The organism is Gardnerella sp. KA01001 (genome assembly GCF_049244025.1).
Classification (GTDB): Bacteria; Actinomycetota; Actinomycetes; order Actinomycetales; family Bifidobacteriaceae; genus Bifidobacterium; species Bifidobacterium swidsinskii.
In genome coordinates, this window is sequence record NZ_CP058366.1 from 1069857 (window position 1) to 1093589 (window position 23733).

Annotated in this window: 18 protein-coding genes; 16 read left to right on the top strand and 2 right to left on the bottom strand. The window is 39.9% G+C overall.

The window, feature by feature from the left end:
- Positions 1-83: 83 nt before the first annotated feature.
- Together ppgK and HXT59_RS04320 are read left to right on the top strand one after the other, a co-directional pair.
- Positions 84-857 carry a polyphosphate--glucose phosphotransferase gene (ppgK, locus tag HXT59_RS04315; protein WP_004108876.1) on the top strand — a complete coding sequence of 258 codons (774 nt, stop codon included), beginning with the start codon at positions 84-86 and terminating at the stop codon, positions 855-857.
- Between the two features lie 93 nt (positions 858-950).
- Entirely contained in the window at positions 951-2138 is a 1188-nt protein-coding gene (locus HXT59_RS04320) for a pyridoxal phosphate-dependent aminotransferase (RefSeq protein ID WP_004108878.1), read from the top strand.
- A 19-nt stretch (positions 2139-2157) separates the two neighbouring features.
- Here the strand turns inward: HXT59_RS04320 and HXT59_RS04325 are convergent, their stop codons facing one another.
- Together HXT59_RS04325 and HXT59_RS04330 are read right to left on the bottom strand one after the other, a co-directional pair.
- Positions 2158-4374: a hypothetical protein gene (locus HXT59_RS04325; protein WP_050770711.1), complete on the bottom strand. Its 2217-nt coding sequence runs from the start codon at positions 4372-4374 to the stop codon at positions 2158-2160.
- Positions 4375-4420: 46 nt separating this feature from the next.
- The gene (locus HXT59_RS04330; RefSeq protein ID WP_012914200.1) at positions 4421-6022 is read right to left on the bottom strand and encodes an ABC-F family ATP-binding cassette domain-containing protein; all 1602 of its coding nucleotides are present in this window, start codon (positions 6020-6022) and stop codon (positions 4421-4423) included.
- 283 nt (positions 6023-6305) lie between these two features.
- Between HXT59_RS04330 and uvrA the strand changes: the two genes are divergently transcribed.
- The 14 genes from uvrA to HXT59_RS04400 all read left to right on the top strand — a co-directional run bounded on the left by uvrA (position 6306) and on the right by HXT59_RS04400 (position 23721).
- Positions 6306-9197: an excinuclease ABC subunit UvrA gene (gene uvrA / locus HXT59_RS04335; RefSeq protein ID WP_415707588.1), complete on the top strand. Its 2892-nt coding sequence runs from the start codon at positions 6306-6308 to the stop codon at positions 9195-9197.
- 101 nt (positions 9198-9298) lie between these two features.
- The gene (uvrC, locus tag HXT59_RS04340) at positions 9299-11638 is read left to right on the top strand and encodes an excinuclease ABC subunit UvrC (protein WP_421782567.1); all 2340 of its coding nucleotides are present in this window, start codon (positions 9299-9301) and stop codon (positions 11636-11638) included.
- 38 nt (positions 11639-11676) lie between these two features.
- The gene (locus HXT59_RS04345) at positions 11677-12807 is read left to right on the top strand and encodes a GuaB3 family IMP dehydrogenase-related protein (protein WP_064622111.1); all 1131 of its coding nucleotides are present in this window, start codon (positions 11677-11679) and stop codon (positions 12805-12807) included.
- A 363-nt stretch (positions 12808-13170) separates the two neighbouring features.
- The gene (locus HXT59_RS04350; protein WP_004108888.1) at positions 13171-13761 is read left to right on the top strand and encodes a hypothetical protein; all 591 of its coding nucleotides are present in this window, start codon (positions 13171-13173) and stop codon (positions 13759-13761) included.
- A gap of 287 nt (positions 13762-14048) precedes the next feature.
- Positions 14049-16088: an AMP-dependent synthetase/ligase gene (locus HXT59_RS04355; RefSeq protein ID WP_076002885.1), complete on the top strand. Its 2040-nt coding sequence runs from the start codon at positions 14049-14051 to the stop codon at positions 16086-16088.
- A 62-nt stretch (positions 16089-16150) separates the two neighbouring features.
- The gene (locus HXT59_RS04360; RefSeq protein WP_004108893.1) at positions 16151-16639 is read left to right on the top strand and encodes a peptide deformylase; all 489 of its coding nucleotides are present in this window, start codon (positions 16151-16153) and stop codon (positions 16637-16639) included.
- A gap of 309 nt (positions 16640-16948) precedes the next feature.
- Positions 16949-17767: a 30S ribosomal protein S2 gene (gene rpsB / locus HXT59_RS04365; protein WP_032842488.1), complete on the top strand. Its 819-nt coding sequence runs from the start codon at positions 16949-16951 to the stop codon at positions 17765-17767.
- A 100-nt stretch (positions 17768-17867) separates the two neighbouring features.
- Positions 17868-18719, top strand: a complete 852-nt coding sequence (gene tsf / locus HXT59_RS04370; RefSeq protein ID WP_076002884.1) for a translation elongation factor Ts — start codon at positions 17868-17870, stop codon at positions 18717-18719.
- A 174-nt stretch (positions 18720-18893) separates the two neighbouring features.
- A complete protein-coding gene (gene pyrH / locus HXT59_RS04375) occupies positions 18894-19643 on the top strand; it encodes a UMP kinase (RefSeq protein ID WP_004108906.1) in 750 nt (249 codons plus the stop codon).
- A 19-nt stretch (positions 19644-19662) separates the two neighbouring features.
- Entirely contained in the window at positions 19663-20217 is a 555-nt protein-coding gene (frr, locus tag HXT59_RS04380) for a ribosome recycling factor (RefSeq protein WP_004106603.1), read from the top strand.
- Positions 20218-20250: 33 nt separating this feature from the next.
- Entirely contained in the window at positions 20251-21282 is a 1032-nt protein-coding gene (locus HXT59_RS04385; protein ID WP_004108908.1) for a phosphatidate cytidylyltransferase, read from the top strand.
- Positions 21283-21324: 42 nt separating this feature from the next.
- Complete coding sequence (lgt, locus tag HXT59_RS04390; RefSeq protein ID WP_174182579.1) at positions 21325-22242, top strand: prolipoprotein diacylglyceryl transferase; 918 nt, start codon at positions 21325-21327, stop codon at positions 22240-22242.
- A gap of 79 nt (positions 22243-22321) precedes the next feature.
- Positions 22322-22987 (top strand): ribulose-phosphate 3-epimerase, encoded by a 666-nt coding sequence (rpe, locus tag HXT59_RS04395; protein WP_415693735.1) that lies wholly within the window; start codon positions 22322-22324, stop codon positions 22985-22987.
- Between the two features lie 125 nt (positions 22988-23112).
- Positions 23113-23721, top strand: a complete 609-nt coding sequence (locus HXT59_RS04400; protein WP_064621630.1) for a CDP-alcohol phosphatidyltransferase family protein — start codon at positions 23113-23115, stop codon at positions 23719-23721.
- The last annotated feature ends 12 nt before the right edge of the window (positions 23722-23733 follow it).

The following is a 23733-nucleotide window of genomic DNA, read 5'->3' on the forward strand; positions in this document are numbered from 1 at the left end:
ACAGTAAGCGTGTCGTATCAGATATACGATAGAATACTGGTAATTGTCCATACAGCACACATTCAGAGGGGAGTGTTAGTGAAATGATTGACACTGCACAAGCATTTGGCGTCGATATTGGTGGATCCGGTATTAAGGCTGCTCCAGTAAATTTGGAAAAGGGAGAGTTCGCAGAACCTCGATACAAAATTCTCACTCCTGCGGTTTCTACGCCTCAAGCAGTTGCAGATATTGTTCGTCAGCAGCTTGAACATTTTGAAGTACCTGCAGATGTTCCTGTTGGAATTGCGTTCCCTGCTCCAATTAAGCCTGGTAAGAAGCTTGATTTTATGGCAAATCTTGACCAGTCTTGGATTGGTGTTGATGTTACTGAAGTCTTTAGCGAGGCTTGTGGTCGTCCTGTAACAGTAGTTAACGATGCCGATGCTGCTGGTTTAGCTGAGCAGCGTTTTGGTGCAGCAAAAGACAAGGATGGCTTGGTTATTGCTACTACTCTGGGCACTGGTATTGGCACGGCTTTGATTTACAACGGTGTGCTTATTCCAAACACTGAGCTTGGTCATATTCAGCTTGAAAAAGGTAAAGGCGATGCTGAAAAGTACGCTGCTTCTTCTGTTCGTGAAAAGTTGGATATGGGCTATAAGAAGTGGGCTAAGCGTTTGACTAAGTACTACGGCTTGATGGAAAAGTATTTCAACCCAGATTTGTTTGTTGTCGGTGGTGGTGTTAGCCGCGTAAGCGAAAAGTTCTTGCCGCATATCGATATTAAAACTCCTATTGTTGTTGCAACATTGCATAATGAGGCTGGAATTATTGGTGCAGCTTACTATGCAATGCAAAAAATGCAGCAAAACTAAAAAATAACTAAATATTATTTGTTATCTATTGAGCTGGGTGAGCAGTTTATGCTGCAGCCCAGCTTTTGTTATGCCAAGTGTTAGGGTAGTTTCGTGCGATTTTCTTCTAGAGTAGATGTGAGTGAGCCAAATCCTATTATTTTAGCTCAGCGAAAAGCTATTTTTAATGGCGTAAAGCTTACTAAATTAAACGATTCCAATCCAACGTCTCACGGCTTAGCTCCTCAATGTTTAAGCGGATGTTACACAGCAGACCCTAGAGGTCCTAAGGAAATTCGCGATATTCTTTCAAACTTCATCAATAAGCGAGATAACCGCACTGAAAAGTCTGTTCCACCAAAGCTTAATCCAGATCAGCTTTATGTGCTTTCTTCAACTTCTCAAGCTTACGCATGGCTTATGATGCTTTTATGCGATGCAGGGGATGCTGTTATGGGACCAACTCCTGGATATCCTCTTATAGAGTCTATTGCACGCTTGCAATGCGTGAATGCAATACCGTATCCTTTGCACTATGATGGTTCTTGGACTATTGATATTGCGCGTGTTAGAGAACTTTTAGAAGATGCGTCTTTGCGTATTAAAGCTCTTGTGCTTATTAATCCAAATAATCCTACAGGCTCATATGTTAAGCCTGAAGAACGTGAAATACTATTGCAATTATGTCGTGATAATGGTGTTGCGATTATTGCAGACGAAGTATTTTATGAATATTCGCTTGAATCTTTTGCTGGCAATGCTCGTTTTGCTGGAGAATCTTCTACTTTAGTTTTTGCGCTTGATGGATTCTCCAAAATGCTTGCTGCTCCTCACGCCAAAGTTGGTTGGATTGAAGTTTCAGGTCCTAAAGATGATGTTTATGAAGCACAAAAAAGGCTTGACGTTATAGCGGATGATTTTTTGCCTATTGGTAATACTGTTTCTGAGCGAATACCAGAATTATTGCAATATGCATCTTCTCAAAGCGCTATTGTACGGAATCGTGTTATTAATAATCTGCATACGCTTCGAGAAACATTGGTATCCACGCCTAAATGCTGTGTTAGCGCGTTGCGTGCAGAAGGCGGATGGAATATTTTATTGCGTGTACCATCTTGCATTGACGATGATGTATTAGCTTTGAGATTGATGAAAGATTATAATCTAGTTTCTCAACCTGGATATTATTTCGATATGCCAGTTAATGGGTATTTAGCATTGTCATTATTGCCAGAGCCGCAACAGTTTATTAGCGGATTACATGCGCTTCTTCGAACTGTAGATGCATTGTTAGAAGAATAGTAATTATATAAATAATTATTTAAAACAATGTCATCCAACTTCTAAACGCGAACCATAAGTTTGGATTAAAACGAAGCGTGCTGTCTTCACGTCCTGTAACAAACCAACTGAGTACAGCAATAGCAATAGAAGCAAATAGCAATACTGCTACAAGTAAGCGTATTGTGTAAGCAATAGTTTTTTTATGTAAAGAATTTTCTGATTGCAAGGTGGACGCATACTCTAAAAGCAAGCTAATTCCAATTGCGGCAGCTATGGCAAAAGCCCATGCAAAATCAGCAATATATCTCCATCCGATACCAGCTTTTAAACTGTCAAAAACAATAAGAACAAGCCCAACTATTATAGCTATTACGCTTGTGCGCCAAGCAATATGCGTACGGCAGTGTTTTTTCATAATAAATACGCATACTATACCAACCAATGCTAATGGTGAAAGTGTAAGCATTCCGCCAATCATAGGCTCTGCATATTGCCAACGGTCAAATGCGATAGGCTGAATACCAATCCAAGGAAAAGTTGGAATAAAACGCAAAGGTAGCGCAATATAGCTAAAAATAGACGGCAAAATATTTTGTGACGGCAAGCGCATAGTCGTCATGTCAGTAATAGTTATTTGATACTCATTGCCAAAATTTAACGGTGAGCCAAAGCGCAAAAGATTATAAATACCAAATGGAATTGCAGTAATTATGCATGGTAGTATCCAAGCTGCAAAATATTTAAAAGGCTTATACCATGAAGAAACTTGTTTCCAGTTGCGCAAAATATTTGGTAAATCTTTTTCTATGTGTGAATAAATTGCAGGAAGTGCAAAAAGAACAGCTATAGAAAAAGTAGGTCTGCATCCTAAATTTAATGCAATAAAGAAAGAACCTAAAACAATATTTAGCAAAGAGTGTGTTCTATTAAAACCTAGGTAGCACCACAATCCAAGAGATGTGAAGAAAAGTGAGGCTGCCATAGGTACGGAATAAAATGACGTTCTAAACCACAAATACACTGTATTTGAAGTAATGAAGAATAAAGTAAGAACAATAGATGTCGTTCCTAAAGATACTTTTTTTGAAGTCTGCTCAATAATTCGAATAACCAATAGGGAGCCTGCGATAAGAAAACCAATTAAGAATATTATCGTAGCTACTGTTGTTGGAAGCATAGAGCCTTCAGGAGTCCATAGTCTTGAAATAATGCGATAAGGCAAAAATAGCAATATTGCTGGAAGAACTCCAAAGTAGGAGTACCAGTGACCTTTGTAGTATGCGTAATCCCAATACATATGCTGTACTGAGTGGTTTAACAAATTATTTCTAGCCGTAGGGTCGTAAGGATTTTGCAAGTGTTCTAACTCATTAGGAACAGGAAGATTTAAATGCACTTGACCTTTTAACAATGCGTCTGCAGTGTGGGCATATTGATCAAAATCATATGCATAATTACCGTTTGTGTAAAAATGCATAGGAGTTGCGTTTCGTAAATTCCAAAAAATAGTTATTAAACCAACAGCAATAAATGGAAGAAGAGAAGCAGCAAAGCAGCAACGTTGAATAAGACTATGAGTGTTGAGTTTAATTTTCCAAAGCTTGGACCAAGGATTCCAAAGCGTAACAAGAAATGCAAAAAGAGCAAGTATTAATACGCGACCCCATGACCACCTAAAAGGCACTCGAACGTTTGCTCTTGAGTCTTCAATATTTAATATTGATCCTATTGGATGTTGCAGCCATACTCTTACAATGCAAGATTTTCCTACTGCTTGTTTTGGAAGTTTAAGCAAAGATGGGTCTAAAGAAGCAGTGTTTGTGCTTTGAGGTTTGCTTAAGTATTTGTTTGCTTCAACTAAAACATTGATGTTTGAAATAAGATTATTATTTTTGCTTTTCTTTTTAATAATTGCAGGCTCTAAGCGAATATAAGGCGAACTTCCGTCGGATGTTACTTCTAAATATGCTTCTGAAGGATCCGTTATAAGAATGCCGCCAGAATCTAAGCGTCTAATTCCAGAACCTATATCGTTGTGCGCAGAAATGCTATCTGTGCTTCCTGTAACACTGCTCCAAAATGGCAGATTTCCAATAGAACATTCAAATAAGGTTATAAGAATTATTACGATGAATGGTATTCGCAAAAAATGTAGCGCACGTTTTATGCAATGATTGTCAATTTGATTGCTTATACGGCTGTTGGCACTATTCGTCGTATTTGGCAAAGTCTTAGACGCGTATGTTGAAATCACTGCTTAACCATTCTATTGTACAATTCAAGTAATTCAGTTCAACATTTTACTCTTCGGCAACTAAATCGAGATATTCGTCATTCCACAAGTCTTCGTCGCCATCAGGCATGAGTAGCACTCGCTCAGGTTGTAAGGCTTGAACTGCACCTTCATCGTGTGTAACAAGAACGATTGCTCCCTCATATTTTGCAATAGCTTTAAGTATTTCATCTCGAGATGCTGGGTCCAAGTTGTTAGTAGGTTCGTCCAGCAGTAGCACATTGGCTTTGGAAGTTACTAGTGTTGCAAGTGCCAGACGTGTTTTTTCGCCACCTGAAAGCACTCTGGCAGGCTTCATTGCGTCGTCGCCAGAAAACAGGAAGCTGCCAAGCATAGAACGTGCTTGTGTGTCATCCAGGTTTGGTGCAACATGCTGAAGGTTTTCCAAAACTGTAGAATCCAAGTCTAATGTATCGTGTTCCTGTGCAAAATAACCGATTTTGCATCCGTGTCCGTATTGAACTTCACCAGTATCTGCTGTTTCTTCTCCTGCCAAAATTCGTAATGTTGTTGTTTTTCCAGCACCGTTATAGCCTAGAATGACAACACGTGAACCTTTGTCTATAGCAAGATTAATTCCAGCGAAAACAATATTAGAACCATACGCTTTGGAAATATCTTTTGCCATAATTGGAGTTTTTCCGCATGCAGCTGGTTCTGGAAAACGAATATCTGCAACTTTTTCTTGTTTTTGAGCTTCACTTGTTTCGCTTAATAAGCGTTCAGCTCTTCGCATCATGTTTTGAGCAGCAACTGCTTTTGTAGCTTTTGCGTGCAAGCGAATGCCTTGTTTCATAAGGCGTTCAGCTTTCTTTTCTGCAACTTCTCGTTCGCGACGACGTCTTTCTTCGTCCACTACGCGCTGATGCAAGTATGCTTTCCAGCCCATTGAGTACATGTCTATTTTTGCAAGTTGAGCATCTAAATGCCATACTTTGTTTACTACTTCGTCTAGTAATTCTGTGGAGTGAGAAATTACTAGGAAACCACCTTCAAATCGTTTAAGATAATTGCGAAGCCATATTATTGAGTCTGCGTCTAAGTGGTTTGTAGGCTCATCGAGAATTAATGTGTCTGCGTCAGAAAACAGAATTCTAGCAAGTTCTATGCGGCGACGTTGACCACCTGAAAGTGTGCCTAAAGCTTGTTGCATAACTTCTTGTGGAAGTCCCAAGCTTGTTGCCATCGATATTGCTTCAGATTGCACTGAATAACCGCCTGCTTTTTCAAAATCTTGCATTGCTTTGTCGTAGCGGTTCATAGCTTTAGTCATTATGTCTGGATCTGGATCTGTCATTTCTTTTTCCGCTTTGCGAATACGCGAAACGATAGAAGCAATATCTCGAGCACTCATAATGCGATCTATAACGCTTTGTTCTGGGTCTGCTGCGTGTGTGTCTTGAGGTAAGTAGCCTAAACCTCCACTAACTCTAACCGAGCCTCCTGCTGGCAGCATGTCTCCTGTAATAACGCGAGTAAGCGTAGTTTTGCCTGCGCCGTTTCTGCCGACTAAACCGATCTTATCTCCCTTTGTGACGTGAAAATCGGTAGGATTTAACAGCGTTCGCGCACCAATCTGAATGGTTAAAGCTTGTGCGTCAATAGGCATAATGTCTGTTCCGTTCCCCAAAATTAGGCTGCTATTATTTATTACTTATAAAAGTCATAAGCAAACTCACTATTATACTGCTTACTGGTAACGAATACAGCAAGTGGTTGATAGTCAAATACTTTACTTTTTCGAACACTTGTTCTATAATTTTCTTGTCAGTGATAAAATTGGGTATTGGTTGGGAATATTCAAGTGATTATGGGGAAGTGTGGAGGTAATTGTGTCAGAACAGGCGAATGAACAAAACGACTCGTTACAAGAATTGCTTGATAATGCTCCTATGTGCGCTAACAACGGTACTTTTATAGCTGATTTATCTAATATTCCTTCTGAATGGAAAATAACTATCCAGGGTGCTAGAGAGCACAATCTAAAAAATGTAAGTTTGTCGATTCCTAGGAATCGTATGGTTGTTTTTACTGGTCTTTCTGGATCTGGTAAGTCCTCGCTTGCGTTTGATACGCTTTTTGCAGAAGGTCAGCGACGCTATGTTGAGTCGCTTAGTGCTTATGCTCGCCAATTTTTAGGGCGTATGGATAAGCCTGATGTTGATTTTATTGAGGGTCTAAGTCCTGCTGTTTCTATTGATCAAAAAACTACGAATCGCAATCCTCGTTCTACTGTTGGAACTATTACAGAAATATATGATTATTTGCGATTATTGTTTGCAAGGATTGGTGTGCCTCACTGTCCTGAATGTGGTCAAATAGTAAGTTCTCAAACTCCTCAGCAAATGACAGATTCATTGCTTGCTATGCCAGAACGTACGAGATTGCAAATTCTTGCTCCAGTAGTTCGTGGTCGTAAAGGAGAATTTAAAGACACGCTTGAGCTTTTACGCTCAGATGGTTATGCTCGTGCGATTATTGACGGGCAAATGCATGAGCTTTCTGAAGATATTACTCTTACTAAACAGAAGAAACATACAATTGAAGTAGTAGTAGACCGTTTAGTTATTAAAGATGGCATTCGTGTTCGATTAACTGATTCGATTGAAACAGCATTAAAACTATCTAAAGGAGTAGTAATTGCTGATTTTGTTGACGAACCAGAAGACTCGCAAACGCGTCGTAAATCATTTTCGGAACATCGTGCATGTCCAAATAATCATCAATTAGAGCTTGATGAGATCGAGCCTAGAACATTTTCATTCAATGCTCCTTATGGTGCTTGCTCTGAATGTTCTGGCATTGGATACAATCTCGAAATTGATCCTGAACTTGTTATCCCGGATCCAGACAAATCTCTTGCGCAAGGAGCTATTGAGCCGTGGGCAATGAATAAGTCAGCTGGAATGTATTATCAGCACATACTTTCAGGACTTGCTAAAGATTTGCATTTTGATATGAATACTCCGTGGAAGGATCTAGCGGAAGACGTTAAACATGACATCATGTATGGTCATGATTTCACGGTTCAAGTTTCCTACACAAATAGGTGGGGGCGTCAGCGTGAATATTCTACTGGCTTTGAAGGTGTAGTTCGTACGCTTATGCGCAAACATGACGAAACTGATTCTGATCAAATGCGTCAATATTATGAGTCGTATATGCGTGAAGTTCCATGCCAAAAATGTAATGGAAAGCGTTTACGCCCAGAAGTTCTTGCGGTTACAGTATCTAATACTTCCATAGCTGAAGTTTGCGATATGCCAGTAGAGCGAAGTCTAGCATGGGTAAATGCTTTGCATTTGGATGGTTCTCAAGCAGTAATTGCAACAGAAATATTAAAAGAGATTCGTGCTCGACTTGGTTTTTTGAACGATGTGGGTTTAAGCTATCTTACTCTTTCAAGAGCTGCAAAAACTTTGTCTGGTGGAGAGGCTCAACGTATTCGTTTAGCTACTCAAATTGGATCAGGTTTAGTTGGTGTTATGTACGTGCTTGATGAGCCGTCTATTGGATTGCATCAAAGAGATAATGAGCGTTTGATTGCAACATTGCATCATCTGCGAAATCTTGGTAATACGCTTATTGTTGTTGAGCATGATGAAGATACTATTCGTCAGTCTGATTGGCTTGTTGATATTGGTCCAGAAGCTGGTGAGCATGGAGGAGAAGTAGTATATTCAGGTCCGTCTGATGGAATTATTAAAGCTCAGCGTTCAATTACTGGAGATTATATTGCTCACAGACGCTCAATAGATGTGCCAGAACAACGTCGTAGTGTAGACGAAAATCGTATGCTTCATATAATTAATGCCCATGAGCATAATTTAAAAAATATTGATATAAGCATACCTTTGGGAGTATTCACATGCATAACGGGTGTATCTGGATCTGGTAAATCAACACTTATAAACTCAATTTTGTATCCAGTTCTTGCAGACAAACTAAATGGTGCTCGAATTGTGCCAGGAAAACACAAACGTATTGATGGTATTGAGCTTTGTGACAAAGTAGTGCATGTCGATCAGAATCCTATAGGAAGAACTCCTCGTTCTAATCCAGCAACTTACACTGGTGTTTGGGATAAAATACGTTCATTGTTTGCTCAGACTCCAGAAGCAAAAGTTCGTGGTTATGGTTCTGGTCGCTTCTCGTTTAATGTTAAAGGAGGCAGATGCGAAGCATGCCATGGCGACGGTACTTTAAAAATAGAAATGAACTTTTTGCCTGACGTATACGTAGAGTGCGAAGTTTGTCATGGTAAACGTTATAACCGTGAAACTTTGGAAGTTACATATAATGGAAAGTCTGTTGCAGATGTTCTTAATATGCCTATTTGTGAAGCTGCAATATTTTTCAAAGCATATCCTTCTATTTCTCGGTATTTAGATACTTTAGTAAAAGTTGGCTTGGGCTATATTCGTCTTGGTCAAAGCGCAACAACGCTTTCTGGCGGTGAGTCTCAACGAGTAAAGCTTGCTACAGAGCTGCAGAGAAGATCTACTGGTAAAACAGTTTATATTCTTGATGAACCTACTACTGGACTGCATTTTGAAGATGTTAGGAAACTTCTAGCGGTTTTGCAATCTCTTGTAGATAAAGGCAACAGTGTTATTGTAATTGAACATAATCTTGATGTTGTCAAATCTGCAGATTGGATTATTGATTTAGGTCCAGAAGGAGGAGATAAAGGCGGAACCTTAGTTGCAGAAGGTAGTCCTGAGAGCGTAGCGCGTAATGGCGAGAGTTGGACAGGTAAATTCCTTAAGCAAATGTTACATTAAGCGTTCAAAAAAGTTACCGATTTGTAATTTGCGAACTTAGAAATTTATTCGACAAATCTTATGAATAGTTGCATAAATCTTGTTTAGGAAAGGAGGTGAAAATGAAAGATAATGATCTTAATAAAAATTCTTATAAACCATATGATTTGCAAGAAGAAAATAGGATGAGAGATAGTGAAAAATGGCGTAAAACGCAAGAAATGATAGATGAACAGTTTTCGAAAGATTCATCATTTGATAATGAAAGAGTAAATGCATTAGGAGCTCCATTGCTTGGTGATACTCGTGATTTATTCCGTCCAGCTTCTCGTGATATTCCAGCGCAACCTGGAGTATACAAGTGGCGTGATGGCGAGGGGCGAGTTATTTACGTTGGAAAAGCAAAAAATTTACGCAATCGTTTAGCGAATTATTTTCAACCTCTTTACCAACTTCATCCCAGAACTCAATCTATGGTTCTTACAGCTCGCAGTTTGGAATGGACTGTTGTAAGCACTGAATTTGAGGCTCTTACACTTGAATATACTTGGATTAAAGCTTTTAATCCTAGGTTTAATGTAGTTTTTCGTGACGATAAAACATATCCTTATGTTGCAGTTTCGCTAGAAGAAACTTTTCCAAGAGTATGGATTACTAGAAATCGTAGTGCGCGGCATGCTAGATATTTTGGTCCGTATGCAAAAGTGTGGCCTCTTCGTCATAGTTTAGATTCTTTACTTAAAACTTTTCCTATTCGCACATGCTCATCCTCTGTTTTTAACAAAGCTCATAGGACTGGTAGGCCTTGCTTATTTGCTTCGATTGGTAAATGTTCAGCTCCTTGTATAGGAAACATAGATCCTAGCGAACATCGCAAGATGGTAGAACATGTAGTTGGCATACTTACAGGCAGTGTTGGAGAGTCTTATATTTCACAAATTAAGAACGAGATGAAAGAAGCAAGTGAAGAGCTAGAATTTGAGCGTGCAGCTAAATTGCGTGACGAGATTGCTGTTTTGAACACTATTTTGCAACAAAATGCAGTTGTGTTTGACAATGATGTAGAAGCAGATGTTTTTGGATTCTGCGGAGATGAGCTTGAAGCGTCAATTCATGTATTTTTTGTCAGAGCTGGAATGATTCGTGGAGAGAAAAATTGGTCAGTAGAACGAAATGAGCATATCAGTGACAGTGATCTTATAGCTGATTTATTAACTCGCGTATACGCAGAATATGAGCAAAATTACACACAAAACCATGAAGATACTATTAGCATTAAGAAAGTTCGCGACGCTGTTAGCTCTACGCAACAAGCTACTGCAACTGATGTAATATTGCGAGCACAAGCTACTAAAACTCGTCGTGAACGTCAAGAGAGAACAGGTCGTGAGGATTTACTTGCTCCTATTTCGCCTGTTCCTCGTGAGATTATAGTTCCAATTAAAATTTCTGAAGAACGTAAGCAAGAGCTTGAATTGTGGCTTAGCAATATTCGTGGTTCTCAAGTAAGTATTAGAGTTGCAGAGCGCGGAGAAAAACGTGCTCTTATGGATCGTGCAAACGATAATGCTAGTCAGGAATTGAAACGCATAAAATCTAGCCGTATTAACAGCATAGATATGAGAACAGAAGCTATGAATGAAATAGCAAAAGCGCTTGGAATGAGTAAATCTCCTTTGCGAATTGAATGTTATGATATCTCAAATACAGTTGATGGCAGTTATCAAGTTGCTTCTATGGTTGTTTTTGAAGATGGTGTTGCTCGTCCTAGTGAGTACCGTCATTTTGCGGTTCGAGGTGAACACGGTGATGGTAAAACAGATGATTTAAGTGCTGTTTATGAAACATTATTGCGAAGGTTTAAGCATAAAGATGTTTATGCAGAAGATAAGCTTGATACATTAGATGCATCAGATACATCTGACTCATCTGACATTAATATTTGTGATTCCAACAGTATTTCTAATAAGCATTTTTCAGGTAATTCGTTGACTAGTGCGCGGCATTTTGCTTATAAGCCTCAATTAATTATTGTCGATGGAGGAAAAGAACAAGCAAAAGCTGCTAAAAGAGCTATGGAAGATGCTGGCGTAAGTGATATTACTGTTTGTGGTTTAGCTAAGAAGCTTGAAGAAGTGTGGCTTCCTGACGAAGATTATCCAATCATTTTTAAGAGAAGCTCAGAAGGATTGTATTTATTGCAGCGCGCTAGAGATGAGTCTCATCGTTTTGCTATTTCGTATCATCGTAAATTGCGAAGAAAAGGTTCATTGCATTCTACTTTTGATGCTATTCCTGGAATTGGATCAGTGTATCGTAAACGTTTGCTTGCATTTTTTGGTTCAATAAAATCTTTGAAAAATGCTTCATTAGAAGATTTGCAAAAAGTGCCTGGAATTGGTGAGAATAAAGCAAAAGCTATATACAGTGCTTTGCGTAAAAATAATGATGAATTACTATGAGTCGCAACTCGTCAGCATAGGGCACTAGCCTAAGAAGTATGTCTCAGGAAATTGAAATTGGTTTGGGCAAAAAAGCCCGAGTTGCATATTCGCTTGACGATATTGCTATTGTTCCTTCGCGTCGCTCGCGTGATCCTCAAGCTGTATCTACTGCATGGCAAGTAGATGCTTATACGTTTGATATCCCAATTATTGCTGCTCCGATGGATTCGGTTACTAGCCCGGATACTGCGATTGCAATTGGTCAAATGGGTGGTCTTGGAGTTCTTGATCTAGAAGGTTTATGGACTCGATATGAGAATCCAGAACCTTTGTTAAAAGAAATAGCTGAGTTGCCGTCAAACATTGCAACCCGCCGCATTCAGGAGATTTATACTGAGCCGATCAAACCAGAATTGATTGCAAAGCGTTTGCATACAATCAGAGATGCTGGAGTGACAGTAGCAGGAGCTCTTTCTCCACAACGCACGCAAGAATTATATAACACTGTGCTAGAAGCTGGTGTTGATTTATTCGTGATTCGCGGAACAGCAGTATCTGCGGAACATGTCTCTAAAGATCATGAACCTCTTGATTTAAAGAAGTTTATTTACGATCTCGATGTCCCTGTTATTGTTGGAGGTTGCGCGGATTATACTTCTGCTCTTCATTTGATGAGAACTGGAGCTGCAGGTATTTTAGTTGGATTTGGCGGCGGAGCAGTATCCGCAACCATGAATACTTTAGGGGTGCAAGCACCTATGGCTACTGCTATTGCGGATGTTGCTGAAGCTCGTAGGGATTATATGGATGAATCCGGCGGCCGTTACGTGCAAATTATTGCTGATGGCGGAATGGGTAATTCCGGCAGCTTTATTAAGGCTCTTGCAGTTGGAGCTGACGCAGTTATGCTTGGTACTCCATTAGCTCGCGCAACTGAGGCTCCTGGTCATGGCACTCATTGGGGCGCTGAGGCTCGTCATTCATCACTTCCTCGTGGGATGCGCTCAAATGTTGGCACTGTAGCTCCGTTAGAAAATATTCTTTTTGGCCCAAGTCATGAAGCAGATGGTACTACAAACTTTGTTGGTGCATTGCGCAGAACAATGGCTTCTACAGGTTATGTTGATGTTAAGAGCTTCCAGCGTTGTAGTGTAGTATTTAATCCATTCCATCAAGATATTCGTTAGTGTTAAGTATGATGCTTATTGCATAAAATATAGCGGTTCAGTAATTTGTTCTGAACCGCTATTTTTGTTTTCAAAATGCATATATCTATATGAACATTCTATTGATTCATGTATAAATATGATTTTTAACTATATTTGCTATTCTTTTAAACCGTAATGTGTATAATTCAACACGCATAAAATCGTTTATTTTCAATGAAAACGACGAATATTTTGTAATTTATCCACATTTTTATTAATTACGCAGTTAGAGAAAAATTACGTTGTAAGCTTTTATCTAAACTCGTTTAGTTTGTAGAAATATAAACTTAACAAGTTTTAAATAACAACAGTTTTAAATAATTGTTAAAACAGGAGAGAAATATGAAGATAGATTTTGCTGATGCCTATGGCATGGATGATAACGATTACAGTGATGATGAGCTGAAAGATAAGTCCTCAAAGACTAAGAAAAACAATGACGAGGATCCTCCACATGTTTTCTGTAGACCTCGTATTAGCTTGCCTGTATATGAGGGTGAAGTTAGTGTTGGTTTTTCTCGTGAATGCTTGAAATACCATGTTGGAATGTGTTATTTCGACAGTAGAGATGAGCAGGCTTTTGTTAATTTAGCTTTAAAAACTTGTCAAATTGCTTGTATAGCTGCAGATATTTCGAGAGGTAGGCCTATTTCTCCAGCAATGTCGCAGCTTCTAACAAAAAGTTGTATTACTAAATTAACTAACATGTGGAAACTGATGGATGAGTATTTCACTGATAATAACGATTCGGAAACTCGCTCTGCTGTGCGTAGTTTTCCTGCAGTTCCGAGTTTGTTTAATGGAATGTTAGTCAGCCCGAATCATTTTGAAGGTGTTGTGCGCATTTGTGCAGGACCTGTGAAATACTGGGCGTCGTTATCTTTGGAATTGAAAAATAATCGTTGGATTTGCACGTATGCAGATCTAGGATAAAATCGTCGCTTATAGTAGGTAGCTGAAATAAGACATCTATGATAATGCGTTTGAAGACTTATGTACATATATTCAAATAAATATGAGCCCCTTATTGCTTGATTTGCTGATTTTTCAACAATTTTAGCAATAAAGGGGTTCACTTTTGTAAGATTAAACATTCTAACTTGTACGACTTGTAGAATCTAAGTTTTTTCCCAGTGTTTGTTTGTAAATGACAATATTAAGTATTATTTTTTGTACTTCGTGCAGTCGTGTCGATTCTGTTATCAAGTACAATAAATAATATGCTCCGAGAATTTGCTGTAGAAGCCATTCACCCAACTCAAGACGGTGATACCATTTATTCCTTACTCGCCAATCGTGCTATGCGTAGCCCACAAGACTTGGTTGCTCAATGGCAAGACGATGAAACTCGTCGTTGGCATGATGTTACTTCATCTGAAATGCTCGCGAAAGTTCGTGCAGTAGCTCGAGGCTTAATAGCGCTCGGAGTTCAGCATGGCTCCAAAGTTGTTATTTACTCTGCTACATGCTATGAGTGGGGTGTTGTCGATTTTGCTTGTGCATGTATTGGTGCTGTAAGCATTCCTATTTATGAAACAGATTCAGCATTGCAGGCAGCTGACATTATCGATGAAGTTAAGCCAGTTATTGCTTTTGCTGGAGACGATGCGCATGCTCAATGCTTAGAGCGTGTTCGTCAGGATCATAAACATATAACTTTGAAAACCGTATTTAATTTCAAAGCTGGTGGCTTGGAAGCCGTTGTTGATTTTGGTAAATCTACTACTGATGATGAGCTTAATAAAGCTGTTGATGCTGTTAAGGCAGATGATTTAGCTACTATTGTTTACACTTCTGGTTCGACTGGTAGACCTAAAGGCGCAATGCTTTCAAATCGTAATTTTACGCATATTGTTTTTGCTGGTTATGATGTTCTTAACGATATGTTATGCAAGCCAAATCGTTTGCTTTTATTCCTTCCATTGGCGCATTGTTTTGCTCGGTACATTCAATATGTTGCTATTGGTGCTCACGGTGTTATTGGATATGTGCCTAATGCTAAGCATCTTTTGGCTGATTTGCGTAGTTTTAAGCCTACGTATTTACTTGGCGTGCCTAGAGTTTTTGAAAAAGTTTATAATGCTGCGTCACAAAAAGCTGGTGCTGGTATAAAGGGTCGTATCTTTGCTAAAGCTGTAAAACATTTCATTCAATGGTCTCGCGACAATGTTGAAGGTAAAACTCATTCTCTTGCTGCACGCATGAATCATGCGATGTATATGAAAACAGTTGGCTCGTCTATTCGCTCAGCTTTAGGCCCTAATCTTTCATGGTTGGCCTGCGGTGGAGCTCCAATGGATGCTGATTTAGCTCATTTCTTTAATGGTCTTGATGGCATTACTTTTATTCAAGGCTATGGAATGACTGAAACTGCCGCTCCTTGTGTAGTTAATTTTGAGCATGCAAATCAAGTTGGATCTGTAGGTCGACCTGGTCCTGGTATAGCTATCCGTCTTGCTGACGACGATGAAGTGCTTATTAAAGGTCCTAACGTATTTATGGGATATTTCAATAAGCCTGAGCTTACTGCAGAAGTTATTGACGAAGATGGATGGTTGCATTCAGGCGATCTTGGCTCAATAGATGATGAAGGATTCTTGTCTATTACTGGTCGCAAAAAAGATATTATTATTACTGCCGGTGGCAAGAATATAAGTCCTGCTCCTATGGAAGGTATTATTGCTCAATGCCCATTAGTTTCTCATGCTGTAGTAGTGGGCGATGGTAAGCCATTCGTTTCTGCTTTAATTGAGCTTGATCCAGATATGGTTCGTTCTTGGCTAAAGAATAAGGGTATGGATGTTAACCTTACTATGAGTGAGATTGCTACTAACGAAGCAGTGCGTTCAGTAATTCAGCAATTTATTGACCAAGCTAATAGTACTGTTTCTCGCGCTGAGTCTGTTCGTAAGTTTGTTATTTTGCAAGATGAATTTACTCAAGATGCTGGAACCTTGACTCCAAGTATGAAGATTGTTCGTCCGAAGATTCTTGCTCGCTATGCTGATATTATCGAAACGCAATTGTATGCTCCAAAGCCTAATACTCGTCCTTTGCCAGCAACTGTAAAGATTCTCGATAAAACTACTGAGACTGTTAAGCAAGCACAGGAGACTGTTAAGCAAGCTCAGGAAGCTGTAACTCCTCGAGTACGTCAAGCTATCGATCAAGCTGCGAATCATTTGAAGCGTTTTGGTGAAGAATCTTCATCAGATTCCTCTTCGACATCGCATAGTGATCATAATGAACATGTCGAGTAAAAAGCTTACATATTTGTAGTTGTTTTCGTTATTTCTACTTACATAAAAGAAAGAGTAATCGAGTGTCTATTAGAAAAATTCGTATTGTTCCGGATCCCGTATTGCGAACTCCTTGTGATGAGATTCGTGAAATTACGCCAGCTGTGAAACATTTAGTTGATGATTTATTGGAAACGGTAAATGACCCAGGTAGAGCTGGATTGTCTGCTAATCAGATTGGTGTAAGTTTTAGAGCTTTTTCTTACAATATAAATGGTCGAATCGGCTATATTTTAAATCCCGTAATTGAAGAGCTAAAAGGTGAACAGTACGACGACGAGGGTTGCCTTTCTGTTCCTGGATTATGGTACAAAACTAGGCGTGCAAATTATGCTAGAGCTTGTGGAATTGATTTAGATGGTAAGACTGTAGTGCTTGAAGGTGAAGGTCTTATGGCTAGAATGATTCAGCATGAGTGTGATCATTTAGATGGTCATATTTATTTAGATAGGCTTGAAAAGGACGTGCGCCGTCAAGCGTTGCGTGAGTTGCGCAATAATATGCGTAACTAAGTTTTAGTTTTTATGCTTTATGCGTAAATAATTTTTTAAAAATTATCGGCGTTTTTGTTGCTTTTATCACTACAAGAATGCCGATTTTTAGTATTGAGCATCTGATATAATCGCTCTTTGCGTGTCCATTTTGAGCATGAGTATTGCCGCGTTGTATGATTGCTCGCTTTTTATTGTCTACACGGATTCGCAAATACGCGCCATGTACGCGTCCGTTCGTGTCGGTCGGCTTGGATTTAGACATGTGTTAACCAAGTTGCATGCGAACAGACATGGCCAGGAAATAACCGACAAGAAAGGTATATAGATATGGCACAGATTACCATGAGCGAAATGCTGAAGGCTGGTTTGCACTTCGGTCATCAGACTCGTCGCTGGAACCCAAAGATGAAGCAGTTCATTCTTACCCAGCGCAATGGTATTCATATCATCAATTTGTTCAAGTCTCTCGACATGATCGACAAGGCTTATGACTTCATCAAGCAGACTGTTGCTCACAACGGCACTGTTCTCTTCGTGGGTACTAAGAAGCAGGCTCAGGAAGCTGTACAGAATCAGGCAACTCGCGTAAACATGCCTTATGTTTGCGAGCGTTGGCTTGGTGGTATGTTGACTAATTTCCAGACTGTTTCTACTCGCGTAAAGCGCTTGAAGGAACTTGAGGAAATGGACTTTAGCGATGTTCGTGGATCCGGCTTGACTAAGAAGGAACTTTTGCTTCTCGAGCGCGAGAAGGACAAGCTTTCCAAGCAGCTCGGTGGTATTCGCAACATGAACCGCACTCCATCCGCCATGTTCGTTGTTGATATTAACAAGGAAGCTTTGGCTGTTGAAGAAGCTCATAAGCTTGGTATCCCAGTTGTAGCAATTGTTGATACCAACACTGATCCTGAGGCTGTTGAGTATCCAATTCCTGCCAACGACGATGCTATTCGTGGCATTGAGTTATTGACTAGCTTGATGGCTGATGCTGTAGCTGAAGGTTTGCTTGAGCATGCCGGTAAGGGCGCTAAGTCTGAAGGTAATGATGCTCAGCCAATGGCAGCTTGGGAGAAGGAATTGCTCACCAAGGAAGGCGAAGCTGAAGCTAAGCCTGCCAAGGAAGAAAATACTGAGGCAAACGCCTGATAAGCTAATTTGCAACCAGATTCTTATTTAGAAGCTGCAAAATCCAATTGATTTTGCTTTTTGCAGCTTTTAAGAATCATATTGATACGAGGAGAACAAAATGGCAGCAATTACTGCAGCGTTGATTAAGCAGGTGCGCGAAGAAACTGGCGCCGGCATGATGGACGTTAAAAAGGCTCTTACTGAAGCTGAAGGCGACGTTGCCCGCGCTAAGGAAATCATCCGTGCTAAGGGTATTCAGGCAGCTGGTAAGCGTGAAGGTCGTAAGGCTCAGGAAGGTACCGTCGCTTCTAAGGTTGTTAAGTCTGCTGAAGGCGAAACTGGTTACGCAGTTGAGTTGAATTCTGAAACTGACTTTGTGGCAAAGACACCAAAGTTTGTGGAATTCTCAAACACTGTTCTTGACCATGCTGTTGAAGCTAATGCTTCTACTGCTGAAGAAGTACTTGCAGCCCCAGCTGATGGTGCAACTGTTAAGGAATCGGTTGAAGAAGCAGCAGCTTTGTTCGGCGAGCATGTCAAGGTTGGTCAGGTTGCTAAGGTAAGCGGTCCACACGTTGAGATTTACGCTCACAAGAAGTCTGTGGAATTGCCTCCAAGCATCGTTTCCATGATTGCTACTGACGAAGCTGGTGCAAAGGTTGCTCACGAAGCTGCTTTGCAGATTTCCGCTATGGGTGCGCAGTGGCTTCGCCGTGAAGATGTTCCAGAAGAAGTTTTGGAATCTGAGCGTCGCGTTGCAACCGAGAAGTCCTTAGCTGAAGGCAAGCCAGAGAAGATTGTTCCAAAGATTGTTGAAGGACGTATGAACGCCTTCTTCAAGGAAACTGTACTTCTCGAGCAGGCATACGTTAAGGATCCATCCAAGAGCGTTGGTGACTTGTTCAAGGAAGTTGGCGGCACCGCTCTTGCCTTTGCTCGCGTTGAGGTTGGCAAAGGTGCTGCTGAATAAGCACTAATTATATAAGAATTTATTTTTGTTCTTGTATATAGGGTTGCGTGCACAAGTTGTGCGCAACCCATTTTTATATTCATTGTCCAGCTTAACGTGCGTTTTGAGTGTCGTTATTGATAGATAAACTGACAAAGATATACCTCATTCGCCGTTATGACTGGAGGAATCTGTATGGCTATTGCACAAACGGATGAAGGAAAGTCCCGTAGGGTTTTATTAAAGCTTTCTGGAGAAGCATTCGGTGGTGGTGCTGTTGGTATTGATACTCATGTCATTCGTAGGATTGCTGGCGAAATAGTAGCTGCAGTGAATCAAGGCGTTCAGGTTGCTATTGTTGTCGGCGGCGGTAACTTCTTTAGGGGAGCAGAACTGCAGCAAGCAGGTATTGATCGTAGCCGTGGTGATTATATGGGTATGTTGGGCACTGTAATGAACTGCTTGGCTCTTCAGGATTTTCTTGAGCAAGCAGGGCAAGCAACTCGCGTACAAACTGCTATTACAATGGGTCAGGTTGCAGAACCTTATATTCCGTTGAAAGCAATTCGTCACCTTGAAAAGGGTCGTGTGGTTATTTTTGGTGCTGGTGCCGGAATGCCATATTTTTCTACTGATACTGTTTCTATTCAACGTTCATTGGAAATTCATTGCGATGAAGTTCTTATGGGCAAGAATGGTGTGGATGGCGTATATAGTGCTGATCCTCGTAAAGATTCTACTGCTCGTAAGTTCCTAACATTAAACTACAAGCGCGCTATCGTTGATGGTTTAGCTGTTATGGATGCGTCTGCGCTTTCTATGGCTCGCGATAATAATCAAAAAATTCGTGTGTTTGGTCTTGAGGGCGAAGGTAACGTAACTAGTGCTCTTGTTGGAGAATCTATTGGCACATTAGTGTCTAATGCAGAGCCAACATTTGCTTAAATATTATAAAGGAGAACACATGTCAGCAATAATTGATCAAGCCCGTGAACAGATGAATAAGTCTGTTGAAGCTACTAAAGAGAATTTTATGGGTATTCGCACCGGTCGTGCTAATCCTGCTTTGCTAAACGGAATTATGGTTGATTATTATGGTGCTCCAACTCCAATTAAAGCTGTTGCATCTATTGGTGTTCCAGAGCCTAGAACTCTTTCAGTTACGCCTTTTGACGCTTCTCAAGCGAATGCTGTTGAAAAGGCTATTCGCGATTCTGATTTAGGTGTAAGCCCTAATCGTGATGGCAATGTTATTCGTGTTACTATGCCAGAGCTCACGGAAGAGCGTCGCAAGGAATACGTCAAGCTTGCTAAGAATAAAGCAGAAGAAGGCAAAGTTGCAGTTCGCAATATTCGTCGCAAAGCTAAGGAATCTATTGACAAGTCTGTTAAAGATGGTGAACTTGGCGAAGATGAAGGTGATCGTTTACAAAAAGAGCTTGATAAAGTAACTAAGCAAGTTACTGATTCTTTAGACGTTTTGCTTGAAGGTAAGCAAAAAGAAATTATGGAAGTCTGAGATTTTTGTAGTTTCAAACTGAATGGGTGCCGTATGAGTCAAATAAAACAGCATAATTTTGTCAATGAAGTCAGTAAAGCAAATGCTGAAAAAACTGCATCAGAAGTAGGATTGTCTTCTGACAAAGCAGATACTGCTACACATGGCACCCATGAAACTTTAAGTGATATTAATCGTCGCACAGGCAGGAATATGCCTCAGGCAGTTGCTACCGCCGCAATACTAGTTGTTGCAATTGTTTCTTGCTTAATTATTAGCATTGATGTCTTTATCGTGCTTATGGCCATTTTTATGGTTCTGGCATTGTGGGAATTACATGTTGATTTTGCAACTCTCGGTTTGCGTATTCCTTTCGTGACGTTATCAATATGTTCGCTTGTAACTATTTTTGCAACATACTATGCAAAATGGCATGCTGTTGCTATGGCTAGTGGAATTACTGCATCTTTGCTTCTTACAGTAATTTGTGCGACTCTTAGCAGTACTATTTCAGATAGAACGATGCAAGCTGTAGAAAAAAAGCTCGATGGTTCTAACCGCTCATCATACGAACATACTTTATTTACGAATACGTCTGTTTCGCTATTCGTGGTGTTGTACATTCCACTTTTAGCTTCTTGCATCGTATTAGCTCTTACAAATACAAAATACGCAGTTGCTCACGCTATGCTTTTGGTATTTTTACCTGCATTAAGTGACACTGGCGGATTATTTGCTGGTGCATGGTTGGGCAAACATAAGCTTTCTCCGCGAATCTCTCCTAAGAAGTCTGTAGAAGGCTTAATAGGCTCAATGCTTTTTGCAATTATAGGAGCATATGCAATTATTGCAGGTTTTTATGGTTCCTCTTGGTTCAATTTCTGGTGGATGCCATTAGTCATGGGTATTTCTTCTGGAATTATTGGCACATTCGGTGACTTGTGTGCTTCTATGCTTAAAAGAGATATTGGTATTAAAGACATGGGACATTTGCTAAAAGGTCATGGTGGTGTTCTTGACCGAGTAGATTCTATTTTGCTGTGCGGTCCTGTGCTGCTTGTGCTTTTGCAACTTGCTCATTTCTGAATTTATCTGTCGCAATCGTGGGCTTAGACTAATATCGACGCCATGACAGTCTGTTTTATTCCGTCGCCAAGTATTTCGCAATTTTCTCTTGGCTTTGTAAACATAAAGTTTTACGCTCTTAGTATTCTTGCCGGTATTTTGATTGCAATGTGGATTACTACGCGTCGATGGAAGCGTCTTGGAGGAGATTTTAACCAGATACTTGATCTTGTTTTAGTCAGTCTTCCTGCTGGAATAATTGGCGCGCGTTTGTATCACGTTATTACAACTCCAGAAAAGTTTTTTGGCTCTAATGGTGATTTTTTAGAAATTTTTAGAATTTGGAATGGTGGTCTAGGAATTTGGGGCGGTATATTCTTAGGCGCATTGGCTGCTTGTGTATTATGCAAGTATCGTAAATATCCTATTGGATTACTAGCTGATTGTGCAGCTCCTGCTGTGCTTATTGCTCAAGGTATAGGAAGATTGGGGAATTGGTTTAATCAAGAACTTTACGGAGCTCCTACTAACTTGCCGTGGGGTTTGAAGTTAAATTATGATACTACTCAAGCAATAGGTCATAGTGAAAGATGTTATGATGGGTTAACGTGCCCAGAAGGCACATTATTTCATCCAACATTTTTATATGAGATGATTTGGAATTTCATCGGTGCTGCATTGCTTATTTATTTTGGCAAAGTTATAGCTAAGAAGTTAAAAGCCGGTTCCGTATTCGCACTTTATGTTATGTGGTACACAATTGGACGCGTGTGGATTGAGGCATTGCGAATTGATTTTTCACATGTTTTCTTAGGTGTGCGCATTAATGTTTGGGTTTCTATTATCGTATTCATGTGTGCAACTATTGTTTTTGCTTTGCTGCAAAAGAGTACTAGTACTCGTGAGTCTCTTGTTGAACGACTTATAGATATAACTTCAGACGAAAGAGAACGTGAGTCTCAGAACACTTCTAGTAAGTAAGATTCAAGTATTTGAAAAAGCAATTTTAAAAATCTTGTTTTTATAAAACTAGTCGCTTGCATTTTCTAGAATAGTACACATGAATATACAAATAGCACCTAGCATTCTTTCCGCAGATTTTTGCAATCTTGAGCGTGACCTCGATGCAATATCTAATGCGGATCTTGTTCATGTCGATGTAATGGATCATCACTTTGTACCTAACTTGACTTTGGGTGAACCAATTGTTAAGCGAATTTGTGAGGTTACTAAACTTCCAGTTGACGTACATTTGATGATTGAGGATCCAGATCGTTGGGCTCCAGAATATGCTAGACTTGGAGCTGCTTCTGTGAGTTTTCATATGGGTGCTACTCATGCTCCAGTGAGATTAGCTCGTCAGCTTCGCGATATGGGTTGTAAAGCTTGCTTTGCTGTGCGCCCTGCGGAACCAGTTGAACCTATTTTCGATATTCTTGATGAATTCGATATGGTTCTTATTATGACTGTTGAGCCTGGTTTCGGTGGACAGAAGTTCTTAGCTAATCAAATGAATAAGGTTCGCCGTTTACGTGACGAAATTACTCGTCGTGGTCTCAATACTCATATTCAGGTTGATGGAGGAGTTAGCCCTTCAACTGCAGCAATAGTTGCTGAAGCTGGTGCTGATGTGCTTGTTGCAGGTTCTGCAATTTATGGAGCAGAAAGTCCTAAAGAAGCGATTGAAGCTATTCGCAATACTGCAAAAGCTGCTTGGCGTGAATAAATATTAGATGTATGTTGGGGGCATGAAATATGTCCCCAACATATTAAGTATTGCACAACAAGCGAGTTTTTTTTTGATGCGAATATATGCTGATTAATTGTGTGATTTCGTATGAGGAAGATATTATGACTAAGTTCGTTATTAATCAGGAATATAGTCCTGAAGCAATGAATCGAGTTTTGACAATACCTAATCTAATCAGTTTTTTGCGCATATGTTCAATTCCCTATATTGCTTGGCTTATTACACAGCAACAGATGACTTTTGCTCTTATTGTTTTAGCAATATCTGCGTTTTCTGATTGTCTTGATGGTTATATTGCTCGTACTTTGAATCAAGTTAGTAAGTTGGGTCAAATTCTTGATCCTATAGCTGATCGTCTATTAATTTTTTGCAGTACGTTAGCTTTAGCTGTTGCAATGATTATCCCTTGGTGGGCACTTTTATTAGTAGTATTGCGTGATGCTATTATGGCTGTACTTGTAATAGTACTTGCGCAAAGAGATTATGGTCCTTTGCCTGTTAACTTTGTAGGTAAAGCTGGCACAGCACTTCTTATGCTTTCAATTGTTTCTTTAATGATTGTTTATGCTGTACCTACTGAGTCTATGCTCGTACTTTATGCTGCTGCACTTGCATGTGGAGTGTGGGGTATTGCTCTATATTGGTATGCTGGTCTGCTTTACTATATGCAAGCTTATTTGTTACTTGCTAAGTCAACAAAAACTAAATAAGGCGTGTACGCA